The 25,306-nt window shown below is 64.4% G+C and carries 17 protein-coding genes and 2 pseudogenes; 7 read left to right on the top strand and 12 right to left on the bottom strand.

All coding sequences use genetic code 11. From position 1 onward, the window contains the following. Positions 1-36: 36 nt before the first annotated feature. The gene (locus tag IPP90_10795) at positions 37-1,320 is read right to left on the bottom strand and encodes a metal-dependent hydrolase (protein MBL0171199.1); all 1,284 of its coding nucleotides are present in this window, start codon (positions 1,318-1,320) and stop codon (positions 37-39) included. 69 nt (positions 1,321-1,389) lie between these two features. Here IPP90_10795 and IPP90_10790 point away from each other — a divergent pair, with 69 nt between their 5' ends. Further along, positions 1,390-2,241 (top strand): alpha/beta hydrolase, encoded by an 852-nt coding sequence (locus IPP90_10790; GenBank protein MBL0171198.1) that lies wholly within the window; start codon positions 1,390-1,392, stop codon positions 2,239-2,241. 33 nt (positions 2,242-2,274) lie between these two features. Here IPP90_10790 and IPP90_10785 read toward each other — a convergent pair whose 3' ends face one another. From IPP90_10785 to IPP90_10770, 4 genes and pseudogenes are all read right to left on the bottom strand, one after another. Beyond that, a complete protein-coding gene (locus IPP90_10785; GenBank protein MBL0171197.1) occupies positions 2,275-3,858 on the bottom strand; it encodes a hypothetical protein in 1,584 nt (527 codons plus the stop codon). An 85-nt stretch (positions 3,859-3,943) separates the two neighbouring features. Then, the gene (locus tag IPP90_10780; protein MBL0171196.1) at positions 3,944-4,468 is read right to left on the bottom strand and encodes a DinB family protein; all 525 of its coding nucleotides are present in this window, start codon (positions 4,466-4,468) and stop codon (positions 3,944-3,946) included. Positions 4,469-4,513: 45 nt separating this feature from the next. Further along, positions 4,514-4,855: pseudogene (locus IPP90_10775) on the bottom strand (gamma-glutamylcyclotransferase). A 36-nt stretch (positions 4,856-4,891) separates the two neighbouring features. Continuing rightward, the gene (locus IPP90_10770) at positions 4,892-7,528 is read right to left on the bottom strand and encodes a VCBS repeat-containing protein (GenBank protein ID MBL0171195.1); all 2,637 of its coding nucleotides are present in this window, start codon (positions 7,526-7,528) and stop codon (positions 4,892-4,894) included. A gap of 112 nt (positions 7,529-7,640) precedes the next feature. On the opposite strand from IPP90_10770, the gene IPP90_10765 reads away from it, so the two are divergent. Beyond that, positions 7,641-8,651: a YncE family protein gene (locus IPP90_10765; GenBank protein ID MBL0171194.1), complete on the top strand. Its 1,011-nt coding sequence runs from the start codon at positions 7,641-7,643 to the stop codon at positions 8,649-8,651. Positions 8,652-8,719: 68 nt separating this feature from the next. Here the strand turns inward: IPP90_10765 and IPP90_10760 are convergent. Continuing rightward, a pseudogene (locus IPP90_10760) lies at positions 8,720-10,682 on the bottom strand (hypothetical protein). Between the two features lie 110 nt (positions 10,683-10,792). After that, positions 10,793-13,126: a carbohydrate binding family 9 domain-containing protein gene (locus IPP90_10755; GenBank protein MBL0171193.1), complete on the bottom strand. Its 2,334-nt coding sequence runs from the start codon at positions 13,124-13,126 to the stop codon at positions 10,793-10,795. A 255-nt stretch (positions 13,127-13,381) separates the two neighbouring features. Between IPP90_10755 and IPP90_10750 the strand changes: the two genes are divergently transcribed. From IPP90_10750 to IPP90_10740, 3 genes are all read left to right on the top strand, one after another. After that, a complete protein-coding gene (locus IPP90_10750; protein ID MBL0171192.1) occupies positions 13,382-13,933 on the top strand; it encodes a Uma2 family endonuclease in 552 nt (183 codons plus the stop codon). An 85-nt stretch (positions 13,934-14,018) separates the two neighbouring features. Further along, positions 14,019-14,321 (top strand): DUF4342 domain-containing protein, encoded by a 303-nt coding sequence (locus IPP90_10745; GenBank protein ID MBL0171191.1) that lies wholly within the window; start codon positions 14,019-14,021, stop codon positions 14,319-14,321. A gap of 38 nt (positions 14,322-14,359) precedes the next feature. Continuing rightward, positions 14,360-15,721, top strand: a complete 1,362-nt coding sequence (locus IPP90_10740; protein ID MBL0171190.1) for an L-serine ammonia-lyase, iron-sulfur-dependent, subunit alpha — start codon at positions 14,360-14,362, stop codon at positions 15,719-15,721. Here the strand turns inward: IPP90_10740 and IPP90_10735 are convergent. Then, positions 15,708-16,988 carry an amidohydrolase family protein gene (locus IPP90_10735; GenBank protein MBL0171189.1) on the bottom strand — a complete coding sequence of 427 codons (1,281 nt, stop codon included), beginning with the start codon at positions 16,986-16,988 and terminating at the stop codon, positions 15,708-15,710. The genes IPP90_10740 and IPP90_10735 overlap by 14 nt on opposite strands. A 162-nt stretch (positions 16,989-17,150) precedes the next feature. Between IPP90_10735 and IPP90_10730 the strand changes: the two genes are divergently transcribed. Continuing rightward, the gene (locus IPP90_10730; GenBank protein ID MBL0171188.1) at positions 17,151-18,515 is read left to right on the top strand and encodes an aminopeptidase P family protein; all 1,365 of its coding nucleotides are present in this window, start codon (positions 17,151-17,153) and stop codon (positions 18,513-18,515) included. Between the two features lie 43 nt (positions 18,516-18,558). Here the strand turns inward: IPP90_10730 and IPP90_10725 are convergent, their stop codons facing one another. From IPP90_10725 to IPP90_10710, 4 genes are all read right to left on the bottom strand, one after another. Beyond that, entirely contained in the window at positions 18,559-21,177 is a 2,619-nt protein-coding gene (locus IPP90_10725) for a serine/threonine-protein kinase (GenBank protein MBL0171187.1), read from the bottom strand. Between the two features lie 23 nt (positions 21,178-21,200). Continuing rightward, positions 21,201-21,689, bottom strand: a complete 489-nt coding sequence (locus IPP90_10720; protein ID MBL0171186.1) for a RidA family protein — start codon at positions 21,687-21,689, stop codon at positions 21,201-21,203. A gap of 170 nt (positions 21,690-21,859) precedes the next feature. Then, entirely contained in the window at positions 21,860-22,519 is a 660-nt protein-coding gene (locus IPP90_10715) for a hypothetical protein (protein ID MBL0171185.1), read from the bottom strand. A 3-nt stretch (positions 22,520-22,522) separates the two neighbouring features. Then, positions 22,523-23,176, bottom strand: coding sequence for a PorT family protein (locus IPP90_10710; protein ID MBL0171184.1), 654 nt, complete (start codon positions 23,174-23,176; stop codon positions 22,523-22,525). Positions 23,177-23,388: 212 nt separating this feature from the next. Between IPP90_10710 and IPP90_10705 the strand changes: the two genes are divergently transcribed. Beyond that, positions 23,389-25,299 (top strand): serine hydrolase, encoded by a 1,911-nt coding sequence (locus IPP90_10705; protein ID MBL0171183.1) that lies wholly within the window; start codon positions 23,389-23,391, stop codon positions 25,297-25,299. The last annotated feature ends 7 nt before the right edge of the window (positions 25,300-25,306 follow it).

The following is a 25,306-nucleotide window of genomic DNA, read 5'->3' as shown; positions in this document are numbered from 1 at the left end:
CAATCGACGTGATCGGCCCCCGGCGTCGCGCGCGATTCAGCGCGCCGGACTCGGCGGCAGGCTGAGTACGTCGGCCCGCGGAGGAGTCCACGGCGGAATCCACGCCCGCGCCGGTAGTGAACATGGCCCTTCCCGGACTGGGAGGTCGGTAAACCCACCGGTCCCGGTGCCGAATCGCGCATCGGACAGTCGCACGCTGGCGTCGCTCTCGCGCACCCACACCGGCACCCGCAAAAAGCGCAGTGCCCCCGACACCTCACAATGTGAAGCCGCCAGGGCGATCAACTCCGCACGCGGCGCCGACCATTGTTCGCCCCACGTCACGCCGGGATCGTTGCCGGCGGGAAGCCTGATCACACCCTGCAGGCCGTCAAATCGCGACCCCAGGGCACGCGCGCGACAGGCGTGGGGCGACATGGCTGACGATAGGTGCAGGTTGGGCCACGGCGCGATGGTGGCGGAACGCACGCGGTACTCGCGCATGGTGAGCGTCACCACCAGTGCCTCGAAGCAGAACGGGCTGCCCGCGCCGGGTGAAACGACCACCTCGGCAACAGTCTCGTCCGAAAAGCGCGGACGTTGCACGGCGACCTTCGCCTGCCCGCTGGACGCGGCGAACACCAGCTCCACGACGCCCCAGGCCACCAGACCAGCGGTGACCCGCCGAGACACGGGGATCCAGTGCTGAAGCCCCAACCAGAACGCCGTGGCGATGGTGATGACCAATGCGAGTGTGCGCGTCATTTCTCCCAGCGTCCATGCTGCGGCGAGAATGACACACAGGAGAACCGACAGCACCACACGGCCGCTGAAGCGGCGGGCGCCAAACAACAGCGGCGGTATGGCCACGACCCAAAGCCAGGGTTCGACGATGAACACCGCGTCGCCATACACCCACCGATTATCGAACGGCCAGAACGGATGCACCCCGTACGTGTTGGTGAAGTCCAGCAGCAGATGTGACAACGTGCCAGCCAGCGCCAGGACGAGCAGGGGCAGCCCCTCGCGTGCGTCGAACGATTCGCCGGCGCGTCGTCGCACGGTCATCACCAGCCACCACATCAGCAACGCGCCCGCGACGGCGAAGACGATGGTGTGCGTGTGACCGCGGTGATGCAGGAGATAACCCAGTTTCCCCATCCCCACGACTGGTCCCGAGTACAGTAGATCGGCATCGGGCAATTCGGCAGCAATGAGGCCGACACCGATGGCCGCGCGACGAAGCTTCCGGTTGGCCGGCGTTTTCGTGCGGCGCTCAATCCACGCGGTCGCGGCGTCGGCCATCAGGAGTCCGGCCAGTGCGTGTGTGACGTTGTCCATGAACTCGTTGAACGGTGGGTGGCGGGCCGGAGGACTTCCGGCTCGGCTCGGTCGGAACCTACATTGGGCATGCATCGAACGCTGCTTCTGGCCGTCATGCTCGCGCTGCCGGCCGCCTCGGCGTTGGCGCAGCCTGCCCGCGTCACGTCCCTATCGGCTACGTCTGCCACATCGCTGGGCGTCGGTGAGACGTTTACCATCACCTCGCGCGTGCTCGGTGAAGTGCGGCGCATCAATGTGTACGCGCCGCCGGGTTACACCGGGTCGCCAGCCGCTATCCGTGTTCCGGTGTTGTACATGCCCGACGGTGGCCTCGCCGAGGATTTCCTGCACGTGGCCGGTCTCGTGCAAGTTCTGGTGGGGAACGGGACGATGCGTCCCATGCTGCTGGTGGGCATCGAGAACACCGAGCGTCGACGCGACCTGACCGGGCCGACGTCCAACGACGACGACCGAAAGATCGCGCCGAGGGTTGGCGGGTCGGCGGCGTTTCGGTCGTTCCTGCGCACGGAACTCATGCCGCTGATTGCCAGTCGCTATCGCACCACCGGTGAGACGGCCATCGTTGGCGAATCATTGGCGGGTCTGTTCGTGGTGGAAACGTTTCTGCGGGAGCCCGCCTTGTTTGACGCATATCTGGCATTCGACCCCAGTTTGTGGTGGAACAGCAGTGATCTGGTCGATCATGCCGACGCGTTGATGCGCGCGCGGGGCGCACGCAGGTCGACGCTGTTCCTGGCCAACAGCGATGAGCCGGTTATCGCCGGATTGACCCGGCGATTGGCGACCGTGCTGGAGCAGGGCGAATTTCCGGGCCTCACCTGGCAGTATGCGCCGATGCCGGAGGAGCAACACGCGACGATCTATCATCCGGCTGCGCTGCGGGCGTTTCGTGCCGTGTTCAAGCCGGTGAAACCGTAGGCGCGCGCGATGCGACCTCGCGCGACCCTCGGCTCAGCGGATATAGACGGGCGCGTGCGTAAGCGAGAGGGGTAACTGGCCATTCACGGCCGTCACGATCGACGACTTCGCCGTGGTTTGCCCCATGGACACGATTACCGGTTCGACGGTCGCACGCGCGGCGGAGAATGGGAACTGGACCGTCAGGCCAGGCATGCCGCTTTCCGGCAGCAGTACGCCCTTGGGATCGCGCCAGGCGACCCAGAACACGCCGCTAGCCCCGTCGACGCGATACACGCGAGCTTGCGAGTCGGAGAGGGCCACCCGCGTTACACTGCGATATCCGCTCAGGTATCCCATCATTTGTTTGAGCGCATAGAACAGCGGGTATCGTTCGCCAACTGTTCCGCCGAAAATGTTGACTTGCAGCGCACCGCCCCATGCGGAGATGCCGGCGCCGGCTCGCATGGCCGGCGTCGTGGCAAAGGCAATGTCGGTGATGAACGAGAGGTTGATCAACGCGATGCCCTGTTCGGCCGCCACCAGTGTGCGCTGCACGTGATCGGCCGCGACGAAACCCCGCGTCCAGGCCAGCGTGGCCGCATCCCTGTTCACCAACTTGGTGAAGTACGCGGCCAGCTTGCAGCGATCGGATTCAACGGCCGGCGGTACCATCACGGACAGGCCAATCCCGGTGCAGACGGTGGCGCCGCCCCAACCCGCATAGGATGTGGGAAGCGTGTCGCTGATGATGACAGGCTTCGTGTAGTGTCGGCGACCCGTTTCGTACTTGATCCAACGCATCTGATACTCGATTTCGTACGGATCCCCCAGCGCGTGCAGGTTGATGAAATCGAACAACTCCGGGTGATCGAGTATCTTCCGGATGTCCGCCAGATCGTGACTGGTGTCCACACGGCGGGTCGACCGCCACACCGCGTCGTAATCGGCAGGGTTGGCCACATTCAGGTTCACCGGGGTGGTGAGAAATGCGGCGTGGCCGATCAGGACGGTTGCCGATGCGCCATGCGCGGCGCGGTACGCGAGTCTCAGCAGGTCGAGGTATTCATCGACGGGCTCGGGTTCATAACTCGAGAATTCGTTGCCGATTTCGACGTACCGGATGGGGAAACGCAGGCCGGGCATGTCATTCACGCCGTCGGCATCGTATCGCTCCACCACCGCGCTGACCCATCGCTGAAAGTGGTCCCGGTACTCGGGCTTCGGCGCCGCGTTCGTGCTCCGCAATTTCCCCACGCTCTTCGATCCCCATTCGCTGTGCGGCTTGAGCGAGAGCGTGAGTTCCGCGAAGCCTTGCGCCTGGTACTCCTTCACAAACCAGTCGAGTCTGGTGAAATCGACGGCGGCGGTTGGGCTCTTCTGCATTTCGCCCCACTGCACGGCCTCGACGTAGTGTTTCATGCCCGTGAGTCCCGTCTCGCCAAGCGCGGCCGCCGTGGACGAAACCAGGCGCGCATTGTCGAGTACCGCGTACTCTAGGCCGATGACCATGCCCGTTCCCGAGGACCTCGGTGGACGCTGTTGCGCCGCGAGTGATGCATGGGTGCCAAACACGCCGGCGACAGCGGCACCGGTGAACGCGCGGGTCAGTTGGCGGATACGTCGGATGCGGATCATTGGACGCTCCCGAGGCGTGTGTGATGGTTCGCGTGTAACGTCCTCTCGGTGTGACTGGGTAACGAAAAATGCCCGACGGAACAGACTACCGATCGACAATCGGCAGGTATGCGCGCCACGGTCCTATGGCATCGCGGTACTGCTTCGCCATCACCCGCGTGATCTGTGCGATATGTCCGAGGTCATGTACCACCCAGGTGGCCAGCAGCTGTCGCAGGGTGACCGGTCCAAACTCCGGATGTTCGCCTTCCAGCGCCAGATCGGCATCAGTCAACGCCCACTCCGTCAGTGTTGCCAGGCTTGCCGAGCGGGCCTGTGCGAACGACTGCAACAGCTGGGCGAGTGTCCGACCTTGACTCTCGCGCAGCTGCGCGAAGCGATCGAAAGGCGTGAAACGACGGCTGCTGCCTTGCGCCCGTATCAGCCGGGCGCGCGGCATCCAGTCGGTCATTTCACTGTGCAGGAGATGACCCACGATGACAAAGGGACTCCACGTCTCGGGCCCTTCCGTGGCGTTGGTCCATCGAGGATCCAGGTTGTGCAGCAGCGCATGCAAGGTGGACGGCGTGCGGCCAAGGATGGCCATGCCGTCGGCCAGATCAAAGGGCACGGATGGTCCTGTTATCAGCCCGACGCCAGTGCGGCTGTCGGTCGCGGACTGCGCATCGATGTACGCCCACGCCTGCCTGCCGGAGCGCAGGGTTACCGTGGTGCGCGTGACTGCGGCCACTTCGTATCGATCGGCGTGCCGAAGTTCGTCGGGAGTGACGGCCAGGAGCACGCCGCGCACCACGTCGTCGTGGCGTCCGCTGTATTTGGCCATGGTGTGCACGGCCTGACCGCTCAGCGCCACCACCGCATCGTCGTCGATCACCAGGTTCGCCAAGGTGAATCCCGGCAGGGCATCCGGTGTGCCCGCAATCAGGCGTCCAAAGGTTGCTAGCTGCACGCTTTCAGTTTGCAGCGTGCCGTAGGAAAAAAGCCACTCAGCGTGCATGTCGTCCCCGGTCATGGTTCCGTCCTGCATAGACGATTATCGGACTGTCACTTTGAGCACCCCGTGGCTGAATGCGGCGGCGTCGACACCGCGCACGACCGTCGAATTCCGCTTTCCGGCTGCCGGCCAGATCACTTCGATGTCCACCCGTCCGCGCGTTGGCAGGCCGAAGTGCACGGGCAAATCGTTCTGTGCGTTATAACCGGATCCTGTGTCCAGCATGCGAACGCCAAGCACGCGACGCGTTCCCGCCGCATACACGCGGACTTCGGCGCCAGCGCGCGTATGCCGCCCGGCCGCGTCCGACACCTGGACCGCAAGCGAACGCCTGGCGGCGCCCGCGTCCAGCATATTTCGCCAGACACCATGGATGCCTTGTTCGGCGGTGCCGGTGAGCGCCAGGTCCATTGCGCCGTCACCGTCGACATCGGCCCACTGCACGCCGTGGTCAGCCGGCAGTGCGGAGAGGTTATCCGGCGTCACAGGTTCGAGCGAATGCCCGGTGTTGCGATACAGGTAGTCGCGATAACTCACGCCGCCGGTCACCGTGCCGTTCACGTACAGGTCAATGCGTCCGTCGTTGTCAAAGTCCTCAAAGGCGCAGGCATCGAAACGGGCATCCATGGCCACGCCCCACGAGACCGATGCATCCTCAAACCGTCCGTTGCCGCGATTGAGCATCAGTCCATTGCGACCGTAGTTGGCAGCGAACAGATCGAGTCGACCATCACCGTCGACATCGGCCGTGCAGGGGCGCACCGTGCCGTTGGTGGCGTCGTTGGGTGTGCGACCTGCCCACGCCACGCCGGCCGCGTCAGCCACATCGGTGAACCGACCCGCGTCGTTGCGGAACAGGCCGTTCTTGTCCCCGTCCTGATTGGCTACGTAGAGATCGAGGTCACCGTCGGCGTCGTAGTCAAACCACACCGCGCCCACGCTTCGCCGAGAGTCGGCCAGTCCAATCGTGCCGGCGATGTCGGTGAAACGTCCGGCGTCGTTGCGAAACATGAGGTTGGGACGGTCGCGCAAGGCGACGAACAGATCGAGATCGTTGTCACCGTCGAAGTCGATCCACGAGAACTGACGCACGGCGGCCGAATCGCGTCCAAGCCCCGCGGTCGCCGTCACGTCGGTGAATCGACCGGCATCGTTGCGATACAGTTTGATCACCGATGCGTCACCTGGGGCAAATCCCACCAGCAAATCGGGGTCGCCGTCCTGATCGTAGTCGCTCCATGCGACGGCACGCGTGGCGCGCGCATCGGCTACGCCGGCCGGTCCCGCCACATCGGTGAACAGCCCTCGGTCGTTGCGGTACAGCCGGTTGGCCGCACCATTGAAACCAACAAACAGGTCCGCGTCACCGTCGCCATCGAAATCGGCGAAGGCGTTGGCCAGAGTTGCCCCGTCGGCAAATACCTGAGGCTGGAGGTTCTTGAATTGCGGCGACAAGCCCTTCAGCACGGCGCCGCCTCGCATGACGAACGCCACCCGCTGCAGCGCCGCAATGTCGAGCAGCGGATCGCCGGCAACCGCCACGAGGTCGGCGTCGTATCCGATGGCGATGCGGCCGATCCGCGTGGACAAGCCCAGTGACTCCGCCGCGCGTGACGTGATGGAGAGAATCGCGTCCATGGCCGACTGGCCAGCGACTTGCACGCGATACACGACTTCGCGGGCGTTCTGTCCGTGCGCGCCCGCCGTGGCGTCCGTGCCGGCAAGGAGCTTGAGTCCGGGCACCGTCATGGCCCGGCGGAACATCTCGAGTTTGCGCGGAATTCCGTCCTGCATGAACGCGAAACCGGCTTCGTCATAGTTGCCGATTCCCAGATATCGCGACTTGTTCTCGAGGTAGTTCTGGGACACAAGCCCGATGTTCGGCTCGAAGTACGTGCCCTTGGCGGCCATCAGCGCGAGCTCGGCGTTGGTGACCTGGCTGCCATGCGTGACCGCAAAACACCCGGCGTCGGCGGCCGCCCGAACGGCGGACGCCGCATGGGCGTGCACCCAGCTGCGCTTGCCCAACGCCCTGGCCTCGCTGCACGCAGCCTCGATTTGTGCATCGGACAGCGTCTGGCCGCCGCCTTCGCGAATACTCTTGCTGGCGAAAATCTTGATCAGGTCGGCACCGCTTGCCACTTGCTCACGCACCCAGGCGCGCACCTGTTCCGGCGTGCGAGTGGTGTCGCTGAACGATCCCATCGACGAGATGATGCGTGGCCCGAACGCGTCACCGCGTTCGATCAACGAACGGAGTGCGGTATCGCTGGCCGCGCCGAGTGACTGGATGGTGGTGAATCCCGCCGCGAGCGTGACATAGGCGTTGTCCGTCGCGGCCCGCAGTCGCTGAGTGGCGGACTCCCCCTGGTTCTGGGCGCGACCATCACGGCCGAAGTGCGAATCGATGTGCACGTGCGTGTCGATGAATCCCGGCAGCAGCGTGTACGCCGAGAGATCATGCGAGATGACCATTCCGGCTTGGTAGGGCGCGATGCGTTGGATGCGCGCGCCGCTGACGGTGACCACCATGTTTCGACGGATGGCACCACGTCCGTCAATGAGCGTGCCGGCCCGGATGGTGATCGGGGACGGCACCTGGGCATCCGCAGTCGCCGGAACTGCGGTGAGCGCGATGGCGACGCACAGGACAAACGCAACATGGCGAGGTCTCATACCCGACAGGATGCGCTTGCGGCGCCGTCCTGGCAATGGAGCGGTCGTGGCATGGTGCCTCGACCAACCAGCGGGTATCATCACGCCGTCCCTTCACGCTGAGGCCTATCGCATGGACCGTGCTCGCCGCATACCGTTGACCTGGGCCGTCGCGCTGGTCGCGTCGCTCGCGACCGCAGGAAGGGCTCAGGTGCCCGGCCTTACCGGCACGCTGGTCGTGACGAATAAATCGCCCTCCACCGCGACCATCATTGACGTGGCCTCGGGTCGCACGTTGGCCACGCTCCCCACGGGACCTGGTCCGCATGAAATCGCGCTCAGCACTGACGGGGCGACGGCCGTGGTCACCGACTACTCCGGCCCCGTGGGAACTCGCAAAACGCTGAGCGTGATCGATGTGCCGGGACGGCGGGTTGTGCGCACCATCGATCTGGGAGACTACCGCTCGCCGCACGGGATCAGGTTCCTGCCCGGCGATAGCCTGGTTGCCGTGACGTCAGAGGCGAGTCGGAATGTGGTGATCGTCAGCGTCTCCGCCGGTGCGGTTCGACGCGCCATTCCCACCAACTTCGCCGGATCGCACATGATCGGTATCACGGCCGACGGCGCGCGCGGATATACCGGCAACATTGGCGGCAACTCGGTGTCCGAATTCGATCTCAAGTCCTGGACGTTTGTGCGGAGTTTCGAGGTGCCAGCGCAGCCTGAGGCCATCAACGTGACCCCGGACGGTGCAGAGGTGTGGGTTGGCAGCAACGCCACCGGGCGCGTCAGCGTGCTCGAACTGTCAACCGGTACGCTCACGTCAGCCGCGGAGGGCGTCAGCTGGCCCTATCGCGTCCTGTTCACGCCCGACGTGAAAACCGTCGTGATTCCGGATCTTCGCAACCACGAGGTGCGGTTCATCGAGCGCGTAACTCGGCGCGAGATCTCACGGCTTGCCTTGCCCGGAGCCGGTCCACAGGGGATCACGATCACCCCCGATGCGCGGTACGTGTTCCTGTCGCTCAGCACGCAGGCCCGAGTCGCCATCATCGACATGAAAACTCGCGCCGTGGTGGGCTATGTGCCGGCGGGCGACACCCCGGACGGCGTGGTGTACACCACCACCGTATCGCGATAGACGCATCGCCATCGCGGCACTGCGCTGACGGGGCGCCGGCGCGCAGACGCCGGCGCCCCCGTCGCATCCTACATGGCCGGCGATCGCAGGTCCTGCAGCACCTTTTTCAGCAAGTCGACCTTGCTGGGATCACAGCTGCGGCTGCCCTCGAGATCGGTCACCAGTTTGCCCAACGCGGCATTGCGCGCGCCGCTGTTGCCCTTTTCCGCACCGGCAATCTGCGCGCGAATGTCGCTGATCTTCGACGCACTCACACACCGTTTGCGCTCCAACCGATCGGTATACGCCTTGGCCAGCGAGAAGCTGGGCGGCCACACGATTTTCGGCTGACCCTGCGCGTTGAGGAAGTCCCACTTCACGGTGTTCGCCGCATCGATCTCGTTTTGCGAGATGAACTCGCTGGGCACCAATTGCGCCATGTCCATGCTATGGGCGATTTCCGAGCTCACGATGTTGCCGTTGTACCAGTACACCGACCACGATCCGCCCATTTCCATGCGCGTGCCGTCCACCGGCCCGCGATCGAAGCTGGCGATTTCCTTCGGGTGCGCGGCGTCGGTCCAGTCGAATACCGAAATGCCGCCCTGATACCACGCCTGCACCATCACGTCGCGACCCGGAATCGGAATCAATGAGCCGTTGTGCGCCACGCAGTTTTCGTTCGACGTCTGGTACGTGGGAATCTTGTAGTAGCTCTTGAACACCAGCTTCTTGTTCACAATCTCGAAGATGGCGTCCGAACCCCACTCGGGTTTGTCCAGCGGCCGACACTTGGGCGCACCACCGCCGCCCCACTCATCGGAGAACAGCAGCTTGGTACCATCGTTGTTGAACGTGGCCGAGTGCCAGTAGGCGAAGTTGGAATCGGCCACGGCATCGAGACGCACCGGGTTTACCGGGTTGCTGATATCGAGCAGGATGCCGTGGCCTTCGCAGGCACCGCCGGCCAACCCGAGGGACGGATACACCGTGATGTCGTGGCACTGCGACCCTTCGCTGATGGTGGTGCTCTTTGCCGCCGGGGCGCCCATGCCCCTGCGCGGCAATCATGCGTTGTACGGTGGCGTTGACGATCGGCCTTGCCGCCGCCGTGTCGGCCGCGTTCGGTGTCGTGGCGTTGCGGGCCTTCATGATGCTGTCAATCACCGGCTTCACGAACTGATTAGGGAGTACGACTTCTTCGTTCATCGCCGGGATCATGATCGTGAACGCCCCCTTGGCCTTGGCCGCGTCCAGCTCGGCCTTGTCGGCCGGCGACGCGCCATGGCTGGTGGGCGCGCCCAAACCGGCAAAGATGTTCGCGCGTCCCACCACGGCGGCCTTGGACGGATTGGCCAGTGGCACCTTGATGATCTCGATGCGCAGGCGTGATGAGTTGGCTTCGCTGCTGGGGGCCGCGACGCACTCGGCCAGTTCACCGGCCGGCCGGATACCCGACGACCCTGACACGTAGATGTACACGTTGTCGCGGTCCTTCGGATCTTCCAGCACGGTATGCGTGTGCGAACCGCGGCACGTCTGCACGTTGGCCACGAGCTTGGGCTCGCGGATGTTGGTGATGTCGAAGATGCGCACACCGCGCACGCGGTCCTTGCTTACCACGTCTTTCACACCGCCCGGTTTGCAATCCACTCGCCCGTTCATGGCTTCGGCCGACATGAACATCAGGTTCTTGTACACCGACACATCGTTCTGCGACGCGGGGCACTCGTAGGCCACCACGAGCTTTGGCTGCGCGGGATTGCTGATGTCCCACACCACCGGTCCGTTGTAATTGCCCTGAATGACGTAGTTGCCGGTGAAGGCCAGGTCGGAGTTGGTTTCGCCCAGGAAACCCTTTGGCGAAACGGCCTTGGCGACCACTTTGAGATTCGACGTGTATTCGCCGGCGTCGAACAGTCCCGCCTTGAGGTTGTTTCGGGGGTCGCTGGCTGGCGTCGGGGCGGTGTTGGGCTTGGCCTTGGGGGCACAGGCGGCGAGTGCCGCCACGGCGGCGATGGCCGCCACAGTTCGCAAGGAGAGGGAATGCATCGGATTCGATGGTGAAGGGAAGGGCGTTTGTCGGGCCGTCCGCTGCCCTACGGCGGGCAGCGCGCCGCGTTTCGATGCCGGGAAAACTAAGGCGGCGGAGCGCCTGCCGCCTACCAGCGAAACAGTCGCGTGGCCTTCACGATAATCGATCGGTTGTCGAGCGCCGGAAAGCCCGGACCGTCGGTCAGCCGACCGTCGCTGTAGACGATGAACAGCTCGCTGCCCGGTGAATACTCCCAGCGCAATCGTACGTTGGTGGTCATCGATTGCGTGCGCGACTGATACTGCACGAGCGCCGCGGCGAACATGCGCGGACTCATGGTGTAGGTGAGTCGTGAACCGATCAGATTCGATTCGCCCTGGCCGAATGGTCCACTGATCCGGTTGTACGACACCGTGGGCTCGGCGACCAGCCGTGGTGAGACGTCCACGCGCCCGCGCCAGGTCATCTCCGACAGCGTCCCATCGTAGAAGCTGCCGCGCGCAAGCACCAAGGCGCCGCTCACCGGCCGCTGCGTGCCCAGCGTGTACGTCGCACGCGCCACGTTGTAGCGATAGCTGCCAACCGGGACCGTCACCCCGCGCGCGACAGCGAACGGGCGGTCGAGGCGTTCGAAGGCCTGTGATACTTCGGCGTTGAATACATCACCGTTCGACAGCTCCGTGATGAAGGCGCCCTTGAATTCCTCGGATTGCGCGCGCCCGATGGAATCTGTGATGTAGTCGGCGCTGGCTTGATACGTGAACCGACGCACCGACGCGATGTGGGCGGGACGCGGGCTCAGGCGTGCCAGCGCCAGCGAGCGGCGGAACGCCGATCGACGCAGGAAGCCGACGCCGGGGTCGAAGCCGTTGCCCACAAACAGATGTTCCAGCAGCAGTCCGTAGCGATCGGCGTTCAGGTCGAACTTGCCGCGATAGCTGGATTCATCGCCGGGTTGGCCGGCCGTCTTGCTGCGTGCCGCAAAGCCCGTGATCGCGATGTCGTCGCGGAGATTGATCTGCGCATCGACACCGCCCACCACGTTGCTGGTGTCCGCCATGGGATCACGGCTGGTGGCCAACAGGCCGATACGACTGCGCCGACCGATTTCCCGATTCAGCCGCAGTACAGAAAACGTGGTCGGTGGTGCAGACGCCGTCGGTGCTTCCTCGGTGCGCATGCTGAGCGCGCCCACCTGCCAACCGCCCGCGCGTCCGAGTACGCGGGCGCCACCGACAATGGGGGCAATCATGTTCCCGGTCAGGCCAATGCGCCGGCTATAGAACAGAATAGGAGAGAGATCGGTGGTGTTGCCCACGCCGGTGGCATTGAATCCTCCACTGGAGCCGCCACCCGATCCACCTCCGCCGGTGCCTCCAAAGGCAAAGGCGTCCTGACCTTCGAGAAAAAATTCACGCTTCTCGGGAACGAACAACGAGAAACGCGTGAGGTTGACTTGCGAGTCGTCGTCTTCAACCTGGGCGAAATCGGTGCGATAGGTCAGGTCGGCGATCACTTGCGACGTGATGCCCCATTTGACGTCCATCCCGGCGTTGCCGTCGCGCTTGTTGGCGACGGACGGAGAGGCCGAACGGTTGGTGAGCAGCGAGCCGAGAGTATACGGCTTCACATCGAGATTCAGCCCGTTCTTGGGCGGCACGATGTCCAGCAGCGTCGCGGCGTTGGACACTTTGGTGAGGGCGCGTCGGCCCCACGAACGCGGTACCGCGCTCAGGAACGACGTTTCATTCTTCCAGCGCACCATGCGCCGGAAATTGACGCCCCACACCTGGCTCTGGTCTTTGACCCGGATCGAGCGGAAAGGAATCCGCATTTCGATACTCCAGCCGCCGTCGAAATCACGGGCGCGCGCCTCCCAGAGGCCGTTCCACGTCCCGCTGGGCTGTTCGTTGGTGGCGTAGAAGTCAAACAACGCGCCCAGCCGGTTGGTCGTAAAGCCATACGCGTTCCGGTGATCATTGAACGTGTCGAACATCACCGCCAAATGATCGTTGTTGTACAGGTTGGGGGCGTCGCGACGCATGTCATTGGCGACGCGATGTTCGGGGTGCGATTCGTAAAGTTTCGCGGCGACGTAGATGTACTTGTCGTCGAAAAAAATCCACGCCTCGGTGCGCTCGGTCGCCGGCGCACCTTCATGTGGCTCCTGCTGCACAAAGTCGGTGTACGGCTCGGTGAGGCGGTACATCGCCTCGTCTACTGCGCCATCAAACGTGACCGGCGCGGACAGTGGCGTGGCACGCACCGTGACCTTGCCCGATGGTTCGCGGACCATGGTGCGGCGACTGCCGGGCTCGGCCGCCGTAGCTGCGCTCGCGTCCAGATTGCGCTGAGCCGACGCCCTGGGGGGCACCGCGAGCAGGGCCAGCGCGGCAACAAAACCGGCCCACACCCAGGGGCGGACCGAAGGGTTGCCTTCGGCGTCAAAGAGGCGGGGCATCTCCCCAAGATAGTGCCTCGGGCAGCCCATCAGCCAGATGATCACCTGGATGCGCTCGTGGCAAAGGCGCTCGAAACGAGGACCGTGCCAGCTGCCCCGGTATTGACTCGGCAGCGGCGCCGAGCGTAGCGTCCGGAGGCTGGCGACGTTCGGGGACGGGGCGAGTGAAAATGGTGACGGACACTTCGGCGACCGTGCGCATCTTCGCCTCATGCGCAACGGACCCCAATCGCCGAGGACACGCGGAATATGCTCATGGCTGTTTCAACAAGCGCCTGGACGCTGGCCGAGCTTGACCGGCTGCCGGACGACGGCAACAAGTACGAACTCATTGACGGTGAGCTGTTTGTGACGCCGGCACCATCCCCGGCGCATGAACGGCTCTCGGCGGTGTTGCACAGGTTTCTCGGGCCATATGTGTGGGCGCAGCGGCTTGGATATGTCTACACGCCGCGGGCGGTGGTTCGCACCGATGGATCAGAAGTGGAACCCGATCTCATGGTGCGCCCGGCGACACCCACATTGCCGGAGACGTGGGAGCAGATGCCCACGCCGTCACTGGTGGTGGAGATACTCTCGCGTACCACACGTCGGCGTGACCACGAGCAGAAGCGCGGGTTCTATCTGCGCGTCGGCGTAAGCGAGTATTGGATTGTCGACCGCTGGAGCCGGAGCATTTGTGTCGTTCGCCGCGACGCGGAAGACCTCGTCACCGAATCGGAACTGGACTGGCATCCGGAAGGGGCGAGCGAGCCGCTGCGTATCGATGTCGTGGCGTACTTCGACGAGGCGCTTGGGCCGCGGTAGCACGGGTACACGCACCAACCACTGCTGTCCTTCCCGATACCACCACGCCCCCGTAGCTTGTCGTGTGCCGCATCGGCCGGTCGGCGTGTCCAACGCACACTCGACCGATGGCCACACCCGCAGCGAGGTGACCATGGACGAAATCAAGGTGGCGGGCGACAAACTCAAGTCGACGCTCAAGCAACTGATTCGGGAAGGCAACGTGCGGCGCATTATTGTGCGCAACGCCACCGGTCGCACGCTCATCGACATGCCACTCAGCGCGGGTCTGGCCGGTGCGTTTCTGGCGCCGTTCTGGGCGGCCGTGGCCGGCATTGTGGCGCTCACAAAAGAGTTCACGATCGTGGTGGAGCGCGACCCGGACACTCGCGTCACCAAGGTGGAGTGAGCGTGATCAGCATCTTCAATGATGTGATCGGTCCCGTCATGCGCGGGGCCTCAAGCTCACACTGTGCCGCCGCGCTGCGTATCGGACGGTTGGGGCGTGACCTGATGGGCGGCACGATCGATCACGTGCTCATCGAATTCGACCGCAACGGCTCGCTCCCCAATACGCATCAGAGCCAAGGCTCCGATATGGGGCTTTTCGGCGGCCTGCTGGGATGGGATGCGGCCGACGAGCGGCTGCCGTTGTCGCCGACGCATCTGCGGGAGGCCGGGGTCGTCGTGGACATCCGCTACATCGACTGCCACGACCCGCATCCGAACACGTACCGCCTCACGCTCTCAAACGCGACCGAGCGACACACCATGATCGCCATCTCCACCGGTGGCGGCATGATTGAGGTGCTCGATATCGACGGACAGCGCGTGTCACTGGACGGCGGCGCGCGCGTGAACATCGGCGGTCGCGTGCTGCAGCCGGTGCTGCCGGTGATGTCGCATCCCGAGGCGGTTCTGCCGTTTCGCACATGCAACGAACTGCTGGCGTACGATGCGGGACGCGAAATGCCGCTGTGGCAGTGGGCGGTGGAGTATGAAAAGGCCCGTGGCGCACTGTCCGACGAGGCCGTACACGGCATGATGCTCGACATCGTGCGTATCTTGCGCAAGTCAATTGCCGAAGGCGTCGCCGGTACGGAGTACCACGATCGACTGCTGGGGCATCAATCCGGGATGTTCGCCGACACGATGAACCGCGGCGGATTGCTGAACACGGGGGTGCTCAATCGCACGGTGCTCTACACCACCGCGCTCATGGAGGTGAAGAGCTCCATGGGCGTCATCGTCGCCGCCCCAACAGCGGGTGCGTGCGCGGCGCTGCCGGCGTCGTGTATTGCGGTGGCCGAGGAGATGCACCTCACCGAAGACGACATGGCACGCGCGATGCTCGCCGCCGGCCTCATAGGCGTGTTCATCGCAGGCCCCTGGACCTTTGCCGCGGAAGTCGGTGGTTGTCAGGCCGAAGGCGGATCCGCCGCGGCCATGTCGGCCGCGGCGCTCGTCACGCTGGCCGGCGGCACGCTCACCCAAGCCACCAGTGCGGCCTCGATGGCCCTGCAAAGCATGCTTGGCCTCATCTGTGATCCCGTGGCGGCGCGCGTGGAGATCCCGTGTCTCGGCAAGAACGTGATTGCCGCCAGCAATGCCGTGTCCTGCGCCAACATGGCGCTGGCCGGGTTCAACGCGATGATCCCGTTCGACGAGGTGGTCGACGCCGCGAAGCGCGTAGCCGAACGGATGCCTCGTGAGCACCGGTGTACGGCGGAGGGAGGACTGGCGACGACACCCACGGCGCTTCGACTGAGCGCGGAACTGGCAGCGCGGACGGCGTTCAGGGGCCCTTGATCAGCACGCCGCCCTTCATGACGAACTGCACGTGCGCCAAGAGTCCAATGTCCGTGAGCGGATTGCCTTTCACGGCAACGAGATCAGCCAGTTTTCCGGTTGTCACGCTCCCGAGGTCCTTCTCGACACCAATCAGCGTGGCGGCGTTCATCGTGCCAATGGTGATGGCGTCCATCGGGGTGGCGCCAAGGATGTCCACCATGTACTTGAACTCCTCACCGTTGCGACCATGGATGTCGCTGGTGGCATCGGTGCCCAGGGCAAACTTCACCCCGCTCTGGTAGGCTGCGCGCAACCGCACTCGGCGCTCCACGGCAATGGCTTTCGCTTTCGCAATGGAATTGGCCGGAACGCCCTTGCGCGCGCCGTCGGTGACAATCTCCTCGAGAATGATGAGCGTGGGCACCAGATACGTGCCGCGTGCCTTCATAAGCGCAATCGCTTCATCGTCCACCAGGCTGCCGTGCTCGATGGAGGCCACCCCCGCGTTGACCGCCATCTTGAGGCCGTCGCCCGCGTGCGCGTGCGCCATGACGCGTCGGCCAAGTCGCGTCGCTTCTTCGACGGCCGCCCGCAGTTCATCGGCATCGAACTGCGCCGCACCCACTGCATCGCCAACGGATAGAATGCCGCCGGTGGCGACGATCTTGATCTGGTCCGCCCCGTACTTCACGTTGAGCCGCACCTGTTTTCGAATCGCATCGGCGCCGTCGACAATCGCCCCGGTGCCGGGGATGAAAAGATTGGAACTCCATCCGTTCACGTCGGCGTGACCGCCCGTGCTGCCGAGTGCGAGGCCTGAGGCGTGGATACGCGGCCCGGGAATGAGGCCGCGCGCGATGGCGTCGCGCACGACCACGTCCACGTAGTCCGTCGACCCGGCCTCGCGCACCGTGGTGAAGCCGGCATCGAGGGTCTTCTTGGCGTTGATGGTCGCGTAGATCGCCCCGTGTGCCGCCGTCTCCTTCAGCACGGCAAGATCACCGCCGTCGTTGTCGATTGACGTCAGGTGCGTGTGCGCATCCATGAAGCCCGGCATGAGCGAATAGCCGGTGAGATCCAGCACCTTCGCACCGGTCGGAATACGCACCTGGCCCGAGGGGCCGACCGCCACGATGCGTTCGCCCTGCACGATCACCACCGGATTCGCGATCTGGGTGCCGTCGCCGACAATGACGCGGTCCGCGCGAATGGCGGTGATGGGTCCCGGCTGAGCGCCGAGTGACAGTGAACACCACAGCGAACCCGCGAGCAACATACGGCGCATCAGTCGGCCTGGAAGAAAGAGAGGGGCGCGCCTGATGGGAAGCGAAATGCCAAAGTCGGCGCCACCTCGACGATGGCGCCCTGTCCCCCCGCGCGCAATCCGGGCTACGTTACTGTCCTCAACGTCACGGTGGTCTCGCCTCCCGTCCTGCTTATGCGCCGCATGCTCTCCGTTACCTGTGCCGTCGCTGTCGCCCTCGCCACGTCCTCGTTGCCCGCGCAGCCGCCCAAGGGCGCGCGCGTTCCCGAAGCCGACGCCCTGCTGTCCTGGTCGCAGCAGATCGAGGTGCGTGAACGCTGGCTCTCGCAACGGCACACGATGCTGCTGCCGATGATGCGCCGCCACAACATCGGGATGTGGATTGTGGTGAACGAGGAGTTCCACGACGATCCCATCACGCCATTCATCGCGCCGCCGCGCCCCTACACGGGGAACCGCGACCTCTTCGTATTCATCTATGCCGGCGAGGCGCGGCTCAGGAAGTTTGCGATCACCGGCTACACCGAGGAGAACCTCGCCCGCTTCTTCGACGCCCCGTTCACCGAACCGCGTCCGCCCGCGGCCACGTTGCGCGATCTGTATCAGCAGTACAAGCCGCTCTCCATCGGCCTCGCCATCAAGGGCACGCGCGGCCAGACGCGCTCACTGGGTTTCGATGCCTATCGGTTTCTCGCCGAAACGCTGGGACCGGAGGCCGAGAAAACGTTCGTCAGTGCTGCGGAGTTGACACAGGAATACCTCGACACGCGCCTGCCCGAGGAGTTGGAGCACTATCGCACGGCGGTGACGGTGACGGAGGCCATCGTGAAGCGCGCCCTGTCGAACGCAGTGATCACGCCGGGCAAGACCACCGTTGGCGATGTCCGACGCGCGCTCTATGACATGCTTGGCGCCGCCGGCGTTCGCACCTGGTTTCAACCAGACCTGCGCGTGCAACGCGCGGTGGGCGAAGTCGCCACGTCTCGCGGCTTTCTGGCGGTGGCGCCGGAACCAACCGTGCTGCGGCCTGGTGATGTCGTGCACATCGACTTCGGGATCAGCTACATGGGCTTCGATACCGATTGGCAGAAGATGGGCTACCTCTTGCAGCCCGGCGAGAGCGACGCGCCGACGGGGCTCAAGAAGGCCATGGCCAACGCCAACGCGCTGCAGGATGCGCTCACCCAGCGCGTTGCTCGCCCCGGCATGACGGGTGGCAGCGTCTTCAACGGCGTGATGGCCGAGATGAAGCAGCAGGGCATCGAGGCGATGATCTACTCGCACCCGATTGGCAATCAGGGACACGGACTCGGGTCATCGATCGATTTCCGCAGTCCGCTGCGCAGCGACACCACCACGCAGAACGCGCGCCTGCGCCTGGGATCGTATCTGTCGGTGGAGCTCAACGCGGCCACGGCGGTGCCCGAATGGGGCGGCCGCAAGGTGTTCATCATGCTTGAAGACGACGCCTATCTCACGGCAGAGGGTTACCGGTTTTTCCGTCCGCGTCAGGAACAATTCTATCTTGTTCGTTCGCTGGTGCCGTAGTGCGCTCCGGGCTGGGTTGGCACCCGATGCGGGCGTGCGCGCGTCAGCGACGTCCGAGCTCCAGCACCCACACGTCGCTCTCTTGCGAGCCCATGGTGAGATAGAACCGACGACCATCGGTGCGAAACCCGTAACGGGCCGGTTGGTGCGCCGGATCCTCAAACTGCACCAGCAGCCGACTCGCGCCGCCCGAGCGCGCAATGGCGCGGATCGCGTAGCCGTTTGGACGGCGTGCGAGGTAGTAGAGCATCGCGCCGTCAGGCGACCAGGCGGCGGCGAATGCCTCCATGTGATCGGTCGCATTGCTGGCCACCAAGCGCGACGCGCCGCCCGCCACGGGGATGATGCGAATCCCGTCGAACGCATGATAGGCAAGCTCCGACGCGACGGGTGACCACACCACCATGTCACCGCCAACATCCAGCGGCAACCGGCGTATGTGGCTTGCGCCACCAGACGTCATCAGGCCAACTACCTGGTTTCCCGTGAGGGCGGTCTGCACGGCCAACGTGTCACCGTCTGCCGACCACGTTGGCACCAGCGCTTGATCCAGCGGCTCGAGTCGCTGGTTGCGGTCCGTGCCGTCGGCATTCATGACGACTATCTGCCGATGGCCGCTGCGCAGAATCTGGTGAAAGGCGATGCGTGTCCCGTCGGGCGCAAAGGCGGGTGCAAAACTCCCGACAGAATCCGTCGTCAGTTGCGTCGGCTCTCCCCCCGCGCTGCGCACCTTGTAGATGGCGGTCAGTCCGTTGCGGTCGGAGGAGAATACCAACCACGCGCCGTCGCGCGTCACGTCGAGGTTCTCGATGAACTGGTTGCCAGTGGTGATGGGCACCGCGTTGCGTGCGTTGACAGGACCAGCACGCGGCACCGGCAGGGACCAGATGTTGGACGTGGATTTGAGCTGCGCGTAGGCCAGGTGCACGCCGTCGGCCGCCATCGCGATGGTGTGCGGGCTCAGGCCTGCGGTCACACGCTCCGCCGTACCAGCGGGCGCGCCGTCGCCGTCAACTCCGACGCGAAAAATATCCGTACTGCCGCTGCGGTCGGATACAAACACCAGCGAGCGACTGTCCGGCAACCACTGCGGACTGCTGTTCAGGCTCGATGCATCGGTCACGCGCACCGGTGCACCACCGGCGACGGGAATCACGAACAGCGATGACGCCCCCACGTTCCCCAGATACACCGTGCCAAACGTGAACGTGATGTTGCCGGACACCACGGCGATGTGTCGCCCGTCCGGCGACCACGCGGGGGAGTTCACCTCGGGAGGCGCGGCCAGTGTGGTCGCGTCTCCGCCTTCAACACTTATCACGTGGAGCAGAGGTCGTCCAAACGAACTCGCAGCGAACGCGATGCGCCGGCCGTCAGGCGACCACGTCAGGCCAAGCAATGACGTGAACGCAGCACCGAGTTTGGCGGCATCGTTTGGCGCCCGGGCCAGCAGTCGGGGCGCGCCGCCAAGTGCAGGGACCAGATAGACGCCGTCGTTGGACTGATACGCGATGCGTGTGCCGTCCGGCGACCAGCGGGGCCAACGATTGTTCTGCGTCGAGTCCGTGGTGAGTTGGACCGTGCGTCCGCCCGCAACCTGACGGACAAACAGCTGCAGATGCGTGGTTGGACCCGCGGCGTATGCGACGAACTGTCCATCGGGAGACAGCGCGGGATCGAGCTCGAGACCGAACTCCCGCGTGATCTGCATATTGCGACCGAGCACGGACATCGGCGCGGTATCACGCCGGCCGCGCCACCACACGGTGGTCATGACTGCGGCGACTACCACGATGGCCGTGACGGCGGCGAGGATACGCAGCGAATGCTTCACGGTCCGGGCCGGTGTCGGACCCGTGATTGAGCGGAGCGCTTCGGAAAACTGCTGAACCCCACTGAATCGATCGGCTGGCGTCTTGGCCAACGCCCGCTGCACCGCCGTCACGATGTCGGCCGGCACATTTGGTCGGAACTGCGTGAGAGGCGGCGGTGTGGCCACCAGATGTTGATGCACTACGCTTTCCGCCGTCGGCCCCGTAAATGGTGGTTGCCCGGACAACATTTCGTGCAACAGACACGCCAACGCATACTGATCGCTGCGACCATCAAGGTCCGACTCGGCCGACGCCTGCTCGGGACTCATGTAACGCACGGTACCGATGGCCAGCCCGGTCTCCGTAAGCGCGGGGCCAGCACCCGCCTGAATGGCCTTGGAGATGCCAAAGTCCGCCACCACGGCATGGCCACCTTCGAGCAGCACATTCTCCGGCTTGATATCGCGATGGATTACGCCACGCCCGTGCGCGTACTGCAGTGCATCGGCAACTTCACGCGTGATCTGCAGCGCGTCGGCAATCGGCAACTGCTTGTCGCGATCAAGTCGGTCGCGCAGCGACTCGCCCTCGATGTATGGCATGACATAGAACAGCGCGCCGGCCGCCTCGCCCGAGTCGTAGAGGGGCAGAATGTGCGGGTGTCGCAAATTCGCCGTCGTCTCGATCTCGCGCAGAAACCGTTCCACCCCCAACGCCATGGACACATCCGACCGCAGCACCTTCACCGCCACGCGACGATGGTGCTTCAGATCCTCAGCCAGATACACCGTGGCCATGCCGCCCACGCCAAGCACCCGCTCCAATCGGTAGCGGTCCGCAAGCGCCAATTCCAGCTACGACGGGATGCCACTCACCGCGGGACGATCTCGACCTCACCTTCGATTTCGACGGGGATGTTGAACGGGAGTTCCGCCAGCCCCACCGCACTTCGGGCATGCGCGCCGATCGCCGCGCCGAACACCTCGAGAATCAGGTCGGTGAACCCGTTGATGACTGCCGGTTGCCGATTGAACCCCGGCGCGGAGTTGACCATGCCAAACACTCTGGTCCAAGCAGCAATGCGGTCAAGATCGCCCAGTTCGCGGCGAAGGCTGCCGAGAATCGCCAAGGCGGTCAGGCGCGCCGCAGCATACGCCTGTTCCGGCGATACTTCGCTGCCGACTTTGCCCAATGGAGTCGCCAGCGAACCATCGGTGTTGGTCGGGCCATGTCCGGAAAAAATCGCTCGTCGGCCAACAATCCGAACCCAGGGGAAGGGCAGCACCACCCGGCGGCATCTGGAAGCGGTGACGGGAGGAATCAGGCCAAGTTCCTTCAGTCTGGCGTCAATCCGGGACACGCGGTTCTCCATCGAGGATTCAGTCTGCGCTTGCCGCGAACATCTTCGCTGCCCTCGCCGCCACTGTAAAGGGCGAAACCCGCGACGCCATGTCAGCTGAACGATTCCGTACACTCGATGTAAGCGGCGGTTGGCGGTGATGTTGTGACAGGCGAGCGCAGTTTGGCGAGTCAGGGGAGCGGAACCATCCAACTCACATAGGTCAAGAGGGACCGGTGCTTTGTGGGCACACCTTCGGCGCCACCAATGTGGCGCAGTCCCCAATCCACGCGTTCACCGGCCATCAGCAGATTGCCGTGCACATGCAGGGCGACGCCCACTCCAGCCACGGCTGTTACATCCAGTCGGCGGATACGCCAATCCTGTCCAAACGCCGCGCCATTGTAGCATCCCTCTGAGGTGCTGTTGTATCGCACCCGGCATGTGGTGCGAAAGGCGATCGCCGGACCGGCCTCGGCAAACGGCGAGACGGTGACACTTTGGTGCACGAGTCTGCCAACGCGAAGGAGCAAGGGGATTTCTAGATAGTCTACGGCGAGCGTCGGCTGCGATACCGCAAATCCCTTCGGCGTAAACCGGATTTCCGATGCAGCGCCGAACCACCGGTCCACGTGCCATTGTGCCACAATTCCGAGCGCCGTGGCGTGGCGACCGGCGTTCGGTTCGGCATCGGAAATGCAGGAATCGCAGCCAGCGGGCGGAGCGGGATACTGCCAATCCACCGTCGACGCCGTTCTGGCATACGAGCCGCCAACGTGCTGGGCCGACAGCTCGGTAGCGGCACCCAGCCAGATGCTCCAACCCAGCAGGCATTTCAGGGCGACGTTCACCGCCTACTCGCGTCGCGCCTTGGCAAGGCCCACGTAGAAACTCAGCGCCCGATTGTAGTTGTCGTTGCCGCCGATCACGCGGGAAAACCCCATGGTGTAGCGCGTGGCCAGCGTGAGTTGTGCGGCGCCGACCGGGAATTCCACACCGCCACCCAGAACGGCGGCGACGTCGGTCTTGTTCACGTCGAGACCACTGCGCGCCACGAGATTGTCGCATGACAGCGTGACTGAACCAGTCGACGACGTGGTAACCCCTCGGCACCCAAGTCGCACGCTCACCGCCGTACCGCCGGCGACAAACGGACGCAGCTGCCTCTCGGGTGCGATGTTGAGCCGCAGCAGCAACGGCACCTCGAGATAGGTGGCCGTGAAGTCGAACGTGCTGGTGGCCCCGGGGGAACGAAACCCTTTTCGGGCGTACAGCCCGTCCACCTCGACGTGGAGTCTCGCCGAGTTTGCATGCACGAATGACAATCCCGCGAGCACGTTGGTGCGACTCTCGATATCGGCGGCTACATCCTTTCCCCCCAGCGTCGTGCGAGACACGCCGGCGATGAGGCCAACGGCGGTGGTCCCAAGCGACTGTCCGCGCAGGGACCGGGGGGACAGCGATGCAGACACGACAAGAGCAAGCAGGGCAGCATGGCGCGTGAACATGGCTCTCCGGAGATGGTCGTCAGGCGGACGCACGACATGGGATCCAGCAATATCGGCTCGAATCAGCAGGTTCGCCAACGCCCGCTGGCACTGGAACGTCGCGGCACCGCATATTGGGGCAGCGTGAGCCGCCCGCGCCGCCCCCCCTTCATGCGCACCAATCGTTCGTGACGGCGCACGCCGCCGCGCGGTGACCCCTCGACACTCGACATATGTCAGCCTCTTCGATTCTTGTCGCGCTGTTCGCCGCCGTCAGCGCCACCGCCGCCGACAGTACGCCGAAGTTCGTCGCACCTCGGACGATTGCCGAGTTGGAGTCGCGCATTCAGCGAGTGCTCGACAGCGCCAAGGTGCCGGGTATCGGACTCGCCATTGTGCGTCACGACAGCGTCATCTACACCGGCGGCCTAGGGCGCGCGCGGGTTGCGCCGACAGTCAAGGCCACGGATTCGACGCTGTTTCGCATCGGCTCCACGTCCAAGGCGTTCGTGGCGCTCACGGTGCAAGCGCTGGTTCGCGAGGGGCGACTGTCGCTTGACCAGCCGCTGTCGCAGGCGCTCCCGGGGTTTTATTTCGAGAACCCGTGGGAGTCCACCGATCCGGTGCGCATCGTGCATCTGCTGGAGCACACCAGCGGATTCGATGACAACTCACTCAAGTCGTACGCGAACAGCAATCCCGTTCCACTGCCATTGCCCGCTGGCCTGGCCTTGGACTCGGCCACGCGCGTGTCGCGCTGGCGCCCCGGGACGCGCTTCTCGTACTGCAACACGGGACCGGCCATCGTGGCGCTGATCATCGAGCGCATTGAGGGCAAACCGTTCGAGCAGGTGGTGCAAGACCGATGGTTCACCCCAATCGGGATGAAGACGGCCACGTATTTCCGTCCAGACAGCACGAAGGTGAGCGCCGCCACACTCTATCGTGCCGATGGCACATCTCCGGTTCCATATTGGCATGTCTTCGTGCGTCCTGCGGGCAGCATCAATGCGTCATCGCACGACATGGCGGCCTATGTGCGATTCCTGCTCGGACGCGGAACAATTGATGGCAAAGCACTGCTGCCATCGACGTCAATCGAGCGCATGGAACGATCAGCGTCATCGATGGCGGCACGCACCGGCCTCGCCGTTGGTTACGGGTTGCACCTGTACCACACCGCGGACACCACCGGGTTTTCATGGACGGGGCACAATGGCGCCGTGGACGGCGGCCTTTCCGACATGAGCTATCTGCCAGGCTTCGGCGTGGGTTACGCATTCCAGATCAACGCCGCCAACGGCGAAGCGTTTGGCCTGATCACGCGGTTGGTGCGGGCGTTTCTCACCCAGGGTATTGTTCCACCGCCGCCGCCTGCCGTGGTCACGGCGCCTGCCAGCACATCCGCGCGCTTCACTGGTTGGTATCGCGGTGTATCGCCGAGAACCCAGCATCTGTATGTGATCGAGCGCATTCCCGGCATCGTGCACGTGACGTTTCGCGACAGTACGATGCGGCTCAAGCCCATACTTGGCGATGCCATCGACTTCGTGGCGGTTGACAGTGTTCGGTTTCGTCAGCCGGGTCAATCGGAGGCCACATTGGTGTTCGTTCGCGACGACGCAAACGGACGCGCCGAGGGTATTGAGTGGGTGGGCGCGACGCTCGGCGTATCGATGGCCCGCGTGACGGCCGTGGACGGCGTGGGCCGCTTTGCCGTCGCGGTAGTGTGGATCGCCGGGCTGTGCCTCTCCGGCGTGGCGATGGCCTTTGGCGCGTTGCGCTTCATGATTCGGCGCGTCCGTCGTCGATCCGTGCACAGGGCTTCGACGGCGCCCGCGTGGCGAATCGCCGCAGCTGCGGCCTCGCTGGTGGTTGTGCAGATCGCGCTCTTCAGCGTGGGCATTGAAAGTGTTCAGACGCTGGGCAATCCCACGCCCATCAGTGTGTCGATCTGGGTTATCGGCATGCTGTTTGGATTTCTGGCACTGCTGTGCGCGTGGGTTGCCGTTCGGGTGCCGGCATCACCAAGCCGATGGGCGCTGGTGTCGCGGTGGTCGGTACGCGCGGTTGCAGGACTCAACGTGGTGGCGGCCACCTACCTGCTGGTCAACGGATGGATCGGGTGGCGAACATGGCTCTGACGTGCTG

It is taken from the genome of Gemmatimonadaceae bacterium (genome assembly GCA_016720905.1).
Lineage (GTDB): Bacteria > Gemmatimonadota > Gemmatimonadetes > Gemmatimonadales > Gemmatimonadaceae > Gemmatimonas.
This window is presented reverse-complemented; position numbering and strand designations above follow the sequence as displayed.

Bases quoted from the DNA above. Each gene is read 5' to 3' on its own strand.
- IPP90_10795 (MBL0171199.1), bottom strand. From the start codon at position 1,320: ATGGACAACGTCACACACGCACTGGCCGGACTCCTGATGGCCGACGCC.
- IPP90_10790 (MBL0171198.1), top strand. From the start codon at position 1,390: ATGCATCGAACGCTGCTTCTGGCCGTCATGCTCGCGCTGCCGGCCGCC.
- IPP90_10785 (MBL0171197.1), bottom strand. From the start codon at position 3,858: ATGATCCGCATCCGACGTATCCGCCAACTGACCCGCGCGTTCACCGGT.
- IPP90_10770 (MBL0171195.1), bottom strand. From the start codon at position 7,528: ATGAGACCTCGCCATGTTGCGTTTGTCCTGTGCGTCGCCATCGCGCTC.
- IPP90_10765 (MBL0171194.1), top strand. From the start codon at position 7,641: ATGGACCGTGCTCGCCGCATACCGTTGACCTGGGCCGTCGCGCTGGTC.
- IPP90_10755 (MBL0171193.1), bottom strand. From the start codon at position 13,126: ATGCCCCGCCTCTTTGACGCCGAAGGCAACCCTTCGGTCCGCCCCTGG.
- IPP90_10750 (MBL0171192.1), top strand. From the start codon at position 13,382: ATGGCTGTTTCAACAAGCGCCTGGACGCTGGCCGAGCTTGACCGGCTG.
- IPP90_10740 (MBL0171190.1), top strand. From the start codon at position 14,360: ATGCGCGGGGCCTCAAGCTCACACTGTGCCGCCGCGCTGCGTATCGGA.
- IPP90_10735 (MBL0171189.1), bottom strand. From the start codon at position 16,988: ATGCGCCGTATGTTGCTCGCGGGTTCGCTGTGGTGTTCACTGTCACTC.
- IPP90_10730 (MBL0171188.1), top strand. From the start codon at position 17,151: ATGCTCTCCGTTACCTGTGCCGTCGCTGTCGCCCTCGCCACGTCCTCG.
- IPP90_10710 (MBL0171184.1), bottom strand. From the start codon at position 23,176: ATGTTCACGCGCCATGCTGCCCTGCTTGCTCTTGTCGTGTCTGCATCG.
- IPP90_10705 (MBL0171183.1), top strand. From the start codon at position 23,389: ATGTCAGCCTCTTCGATTCTTGTCGCGCTGTTCGCCGCCGTCAGCGCC.